Source organism: Devosia sp., assembly GCF_036406155.1.
Taxonomy (GTDB): Bacteria; Pseudomonadota; Alphaproteobacteria; order Rhizobiales; family Devosiaceae; genus Devosia_A.
In genome coordinates this window covers 1-6,778 of the sequence record NZ_DASWVV010000087.1, presented here as the reverse complement: position 1 = coordinate 6,778, position 6,778 = coordinate 1, and the positions used below count along the sequence as shown (strand labels likewise).

General features: G+C 67.5%; 4 protein-coding genes. 3 read left to right on the top strand and 1 reads right to left on the bottom strand.

Features of this window, described 5'->3' with window-relative positions; all coding sequences use genetic code 11:
- Positions 1 to 814, top strand: an 814-nt coding sequence (locus tag VGD93_RS05520) for a VWA domain-containing protein (protein ID WP_395009999.1), incomplete at its 5' end; no start/stop codon positions are given.
- 76 nt (positions 815 to 890) lie between these two features.
- Positions 891 to 1,517 (top strand): hypothetical protein, encoded by a 627-nt coding sequence (locus VGD93_RS05515; RefSeq protein ID WP_395009997.1) that lies wholly within the window; start codon positions 891 to 893, stop codon positions 1,515 to 1,517.
- 141 nt (positions 1,518 to 1,658) lie between these two features.
- On the opposite strand, the gene VGD93_RS05510 is transcribed toward VGD93_RS05515, so the two are convergent.
- On the bottom strand, positions 1,659 to 2,972 hold the full coding sequence (locus VGD93_RS05510) for an SH3 domain-containing protein (protein WP_395009995.1): 1,314 nt from the start codon (positions 2,970 to 2,972) through the stop codon (positions 1,659 to 1,661).
- A gap of 244 nt (positions 2,973 to 3,216) precedes the next feature.
- Between VGD93_RS05510 and carB the strand changes: the two genes are divergently transcribed.
- A complete protein-coding gene (carB, locus tag VGD93_RS05505) occupies positions 3,217 to 6,540 on the top strand; it encodes a carbamoyl-phosphate synthase large subunit (protein WP_395009993.1) in 3,324 nt (1,107 codons plus the stop codon).
- Positions 6,541 to 6,778 lie beyond the last annotated feature (238 nt).

Here is a 6,778-nt window from a genome sequence, read left to right as displayed (position 1 = left end):
GTCGATCCTGCTCGCCATCGACGTCTCCGGCTCGATGCGGGCGCGCGACATCGAGCCGTCGCGGCTCGAGGCGGCGCAGGCGGCGGCCAAGGCTTTCGTCGGCCGGCAGCCGGCGGACGTGCAGATCGGCATCGTCGCCTTCGCCGCGGCGGCCATGCTGGTGCAAGCGCCCACCCTCGATCGCGAGATGCTGACCGCGGCGATCAACAGCTTCGACCTGCGCCGGGGCACCGCGGTCGGGGCCGGCGTGCTCACGGCGCTGGCCACCATCTTCCCGGACGAGCCGCTGCGCATTGCCGGCGCCGATCCGCGCGACCAGCTCGGCCTGCGCAGTTCGGCCGCCCCGCCGGGCCTGGCCAACCGGTCGCTCGACGATCCCGACCCCGTCCGGCCCGGGCACGTGCCGGTCGAACCCGGCTCCTACCAGAACGCGGTGATCATCCTCCTGACCGACGGCGCCACCACCACCGGCCCCGACCCGATCGCCGCCGGGCGCCTCGCCGCCGACTACGGCGTGCGCGTCTTCACCGTCGGCTTCGGCTCGACCGCTGGCGACGTCGTCGATTTCGGCGGCCGCTCGATGCGGGCCCGGCTCGACGTCAACACGCTGCAGGCCATCGCCGACATCACCGCCGCGGACTATTTCGAGGCCACCTCCTCGGAGGCGCTGACGGAAATCTACGGCACGCTCGCCAAGCGGCTGGTGCCGGAAAAGAAGCTGACCGAGATCGCCTTCGTCTTCGCCGGCGCCGGGGCCCTGCTGGCGCTGCTCGCCGCCGGGCTGTCGATGCTCTGGCTCGGCCGCATCGCCTGAGGCGGCTCCGGCTCAATTAGGAGGAATCGTATAGGTCGCACGCCGCCGACTCAGGAGGCTGTGATAGAAAGCGCGCATGTTGAACTTCGTTAAAGCCCTCCAAACGGAGTTACCGGTGATTAACGCTGCGAAATGGAGTTTCGCGGCGGCCGTGCTTGTGGTGACGATGCCGTTGGTGGGTGGCGCTTGGTTCCTATCAGGGGCCATTGCAGGCGGTACCGTTTCTACACTCGAGGAACGCATCAAGTTCAAGGACGATCAACTCGCGGCCCGGGCAGGCGAAAGGCGCGAATTGGAGTCTCGCGTGGCAGAAATCCGCGCGACAATGGAGGCGATGGCTGAACGGCTGAAAGCGCTGGAAGAGAAAATACTGACTGGCGTGCTGTCTGACGCGCCTTCGTCCCTGCAATTGTTGGTCAAGCCGAACGGGAACGGCGCGCTAGAAAAGCTAGCTGACACGTTCGAAAGATCTGGATGGACTGTAACGCCAGGTGTAGAGACACCTGCCACGACCAGGGCGTTCCAGAACAACACTGAGGCGATCATAAAGGCGTCCTCGCCCGGTGGATTCGAAACAATGAAGGAAGCCTTGGACGCCGCCCTAATCCCTTACGAGGTCCGCGATCAGGACGGCGACGAAGTGATTTGGCTTAAGTCTTTGTACGGTGCTTCTGTTCCAAACCTAGTTCCGGCCACGCCTTAGCTACACGCTTCAACAGGTAGAGGCTTACCCCGCTGCGTGGGAGTTCTCGGCCGTGCATGAGGACATCCCCACATAATCGCCCAAAATGAAAGGGGCCGGATCGCTCCGGCCCCTTGGTCATGCTCGTTGCGGCGCCTGCCGTCAGTTGGCCCAGGTCGTGTAGCCCAGGTTCATCGTCGTGCCGGTGAAGCCGTTGAGCCGGAACTGCGAGATGCGGCCCTGGTTGGTCCTCACGCACACATAGCTGCCCGGCGGCATGTCCCACAGCGGGATCGAGGCGTTCGAGTAGCTCTCGGTGCTGCAGCCGGCATAGCCGCGGTTGGAGCGGTCGCCCAGCGCCAGCTGCGCGCCGTTGCGCGGCGTCACGTACTTCTCGGCCGCGTTCACCGCCTGGTACCAGATGTCGGCGCCGGCAGCGCCCACGGTGCCGTTGTCGAGATTGGCGGTGAAGGTCTGCTGCAGGGCGATCGAGCCGGTCGAGAACGTCACCGGGGCTTCCGGCACCGGCGGCGGCGGCAGCGGCGCCGGCCCGGTGAACACCTCCAGCGAGGACGCACGGTCGTTGATCTGCGGCCCGAGGCTGGGGTTGTCGTTGTTGACCAGCCGGCAGAAGCCGCCCAGGTTCTGGTTGACGCACAGCCGGGCCCGGGCGCCGCCGGACAGCCGCACCGAGGAGATGCGGTCGTTGATCGCGGCCGGCAGGGAGTTGCGCACCCCCACCCCGAAGCAGCGCTCGGTGCCGTTGTAGTTGGTGCCGGTATAGAAGCAGGCCTCGGCCGGCGGCGGCGGCGGCTCGGGCAGGTACACGCGCAGCGAGGAGGCGCGGTCGTTGATCACCGGCGGCAGCGAGGGCGTATTCGTATCGATGATGCGGCAGGCCCCGCCCAGGTTCTGGTTGACGCACAATTGCGCCTCGACGTCGCCGAACAGCCGCACCGAGGAGATGCGGTCGTCGATCACGGCCGGCAGGGAATTGCGGGTGCTGACGCCATAGCAGCGTTCCGTGCCGCTGTAGTTGCTGCCGGTATAGAAGCACGCCCTGTCCCCGGCCGGCGGCGGCGGGGCCGGCGGGGCCGGCGGCGGCACGGGCTGGTCGCCGCACTGGATGGACAGGCTCGGCCCGCCCGGTCCGATGACGAAGCCGAACGAGCAGTCCTCGCCGGGGGCGGCGGGCGGCGGCGCTTCGTCCTCGAAGTCGGGGGCGGCGGTGAGATAGGCCGCGCTCACCCAGCCGTCGGGGCCGTCGTGCTCGACGAAGCACCAGTTGTTGGAGGAGCACTCGCGGATATTGACGAGTTCGCCCCGGATGAGCTGGTCGACGATCGAATAGCCCGTGCCTGGCCCCGTGCGGACGTTGACGCCGGCCGTGGCCACGGCGTCGACCGCCAGCGCGGCGGTGCCCATGCACAGAAGCGCTGCCGCGCCCAGCGCGGCCGGAATGATGACGCGAAGCATGCCAGTTCCTCCCTCTCGGAAACCCGTCTCTTGTCGGCAGCAAATCACAATTGCCTGAACCGAGAATGAATGCGCCGTTCTGGGTCGTATTGACCGGCATCAAGCCGGCACGGAAGCCGGTGCAGCCCCCTTCCCTTCCGTCGTTCGTTCCGCTAGACAGCCGGCTTAACCTTCAGACTCCCGCCTGAACCCGCGCCGCCGCGTGCCATGGGCGCGCGCGCCCACCGATAGAACGACGAGAACCATGCCCAAACGCACCGACATCAAATCGATCCTCATCATCGGTGCGGGGCCGATCATCATCGGCCAGGCCTGCGAGTTCGACTATTCCGGCACCCAGGCGTGCAAGGCCCTCAAGGAAGAGGGCTATCGCATCATCCTCGTCAATTCCAATCCGGCGACGATCATGACCGATCCCGATCTCGCCGACGCCACCTACATGGAGCCGATCACGCCCGACGTGGTCGCCAAGATCATCGAGAAGGAGCGCCCCGACGCGCTGCTGCCCACCATGGGCGGGCAGACCGCCCTCAACTGCGCGCTCAGCCTGCGCAAGATGGGCGTGCTCGACAAGTTCGGCGTCGAGATGATCGGCGCCGACGCCGAGGCCATCGACAAGGCCGAGGACCGCGAGCTGTTCCGCGACGCCATGAAGAAGATCGGGCTTGCCACCCCGCGCTCGATGCTCGCCCACAACACCATCGAGGCCCTGCAGGCGCTCGAGGTCATCGGCCTGCCCGCCATCATCCGGCCGTCCTTCACGCTCGGCGGCACCGGCGGCGGCATCGCCTACAACCGCGAGGAATACCTCGCCATCTGCGAGAGCGGCATCGACGCCTCGCCCACCAACGAGGTGCTGGTGGAGGAAAGCGTGCTCGGCTGGAAAGAGTACGAGATGGAGGTCGTTCGCGACAGGAACGACAACTGCATCATCGTCTGCTCGATCGAGAACCTCGATCCGATGGGCGTGCATACCGGCGATTCCATCACCGTCGCCCCGGCCCTGACGCTGACCGACAAGGAATACCAGATCATGCGCGACGCCTCGATCGCGGTGCTGCGCGAGATCGGGGTCGAGACGGGCGGCTCCAACGTGCAGTTCGCCGTCAATCCGGCCGACGGGCGCATGATCGTCATCGAGATGAACCCACGCGTCAGCCGCTCCTCGGCGCTGGCCTCCAAGGCCACCGGCTTCCCCATCGCCAAGGTCGCTGCCCGGCTGGCGGTGGGCTACACGCTCGACGAACTCGAGAACGACATCACCGGCGGCGCGACGCCGGCCTCGTTCGAGCCCTCGATCGACTATGTCGTCACCAAGATCCCGCGCTTCGCCTTCGAGAAGTTCCCCGGCGCCGACAACCGGCTCACCACCTCGATGAAGTCGGTCGGCGAGGCCATGGCCATCGGCCGCACCTTCCAGGAGAGCCTGCAGAAGGCCCTGCGCAGCCTCGAGACCGGGCTCACCGGGCTCAACGAGATCGGCATCCCCGGCTACGTGCCCGGCGGCGATGCCCATGACAACCGCAACGCCCTGCGCGCCGCCGTCGCCGTCGCCACCCCGCAGCGCCTGCTCTACGTCGCCGAGGCCATGCGGCTGGGCATGAGCAACGCCGACATCCACGAGGCGTGCCGCATCGACATGTGGTTCCTCGAGCAGATGCGCGGCATCGTCGACGCCGAGGCCCGCGTGCGCGAGTTCGGCCTGCCCGACAGCGCCGCGCCGCTGCGCGGCCTCAAGGCCATGGGCTTCTCCGACAGCCGGCTGGCCGACCTCGCCGGGGTGAAGCCGGCCGACGTGCGCAAGCTGCGCCAGAGCCTCGGCGTGCGGCCGGTGTTCAAGCGCATCGACACCTCGGCCGCCGAGTTCGCCTCGCCCACCGCCTACATGTACTCGACCTACGAGGCCCCGTTCGCCGGCGCGGTCGCCGACGAGGCGCACCCCTCCGACCGCAAGAAGGTGGTGATCCTCGGCGGCGGCCCCAACCGCATCGGCCAGGGCATCGAGTTCGACTATTGCTGCTGCCACGCCGCCTTCGCGCTCAGCGACGCCGGCTACGAGACCATCATGGTCAACTGCAACCCGGAGACCGTCTCGACCGACTACGACACCTCCGACCGGCTGTATTTCGAACCGCTGACCGAGGAAGACGTCATCGAGATCCTCGAGACCGAAAAGCAGAACGGCACGCTGCATGGCGTCATCGTGCAGTTCGGCGGCCAGACTCCGCTCAACCTCGCCGACGCCGTCGAGAGGGCCGGCGTGCCGATCCTCGGCACGCAGCCCGGCTCCATCGACCTCGCCGAGGACCGCGACCTGTTCTCGAAGCTTATCTCTCGGCTCGAGCTCAACCAGCCCAAGAACGGCATCGCCTATTCGCTCGAGCAGGCCCGCATCGTCGCCGAGCGGCTCGGCTACCCGCTGGTCATCCGCCCGTCCTACGTGCTGGGCGGGCGCGCCATGCAGATCGTGCATTCTCCCGCCGAGTTCGAGGACTATGTGCAGGGCACGCTCACCTCGCTGGTGCCGCCCGACATCCTGACGCGCTATCCCAACGACAAGACCGGGCAGATCAACTCCGTCCTCTCCGACAACCCGCTGCTGTTCGACGGCTACCTCTCCCGCGCCATCGAGATCGACGTCGATTGCCTCGCCGACGGCAAGGACGTGTTCGTGTGCGGCATCATGGAGCACATCGAGGAGGCCGGCATCCATTCGGGCGACAGCGCCTGCTCGCTGCCGCCGCAGCACCTCAGCCCCGCCGTCATCGCCGAACTCAAGCGGCAGACGACCGAACTGGCGCTCGCCCTCAAGGTCGGCGGGCTGATGAACGTGCAGTACGCGCTCAAGGACGGCGTCGTCTTCATCCTCGAGGTCAACCCGCGCGCGTCGCGTACCGTGCCCTTCGTCGCCAAGGTGATCGGCCAGCCCATCGCCAAGATCGCCAGCCGCATCATGGCGGGCGAGACCCTGGCCAGCTTCAACCTCGTCGAGCGCGAACTCAGCCACGTGGCGATCAAGGAGGCGGTGTTCCCGTTCAGCCGCTTCCCCGGCGTCGACACCGTGCTCGGCCCCGAGATGAAGTCGACCGGCGAGGTCATCGGGCTCGACACGGCCTACGCCATCGCCTTCGCCAAGAGCCAGCTCGGCGCCGGCAACAAGGTGCCGCGCCAGGGCACCGTCTTCGTCTCCGTGCGCGACGACGACAAGCCGCTGATCCTCGATGCCATGCGCCATCTCGAGAAGAACGGCTTCACCATCGTCGCCACCTCGGGCACGCAGCGCTACCTCAGCGAGCACGGCATCGCCGCGACCAAGGTCAACAAGGTGCTCGAAGGCCGTCCGCACATCGTCGATTCGATGAAGAACGGCGGCGTGCAGCTGGTCATCAACACCACCGACGGGGCCAAGTCGATCTCGGACAGCCGCGACATCCGCCGCACCGCGCTGATGGGCCGGATCCCGTACTACACGACCATCCCCGGGGCCGTCGCCGCGGTGGAGGGCATCATCGCCTATCGCGAGGGCAACCTCACCGTGCGCCCGCTGCAGGATTACTTCGCGGCCTGACACGCCCGCAGGCTGGCGCATCCGCCCCAATCCCACGGGCGTCATCCCTCGGGTCAGGCCCGAGGACGAGGATGACGTCAAGTGGCTGGGGATACCTCGGGCGCAAGAACGCCGGCCTCGCTGCTCCGGTGCACGCAGCCAGCCCCCTCCCCAACCCTCCCCGCAAGGGGGAGGGTGTGCTCCGGTGCGTGTGGCGCGATCGTGCCACCAAGGCCGGCAGCGGGCACCCTTTCCCCGC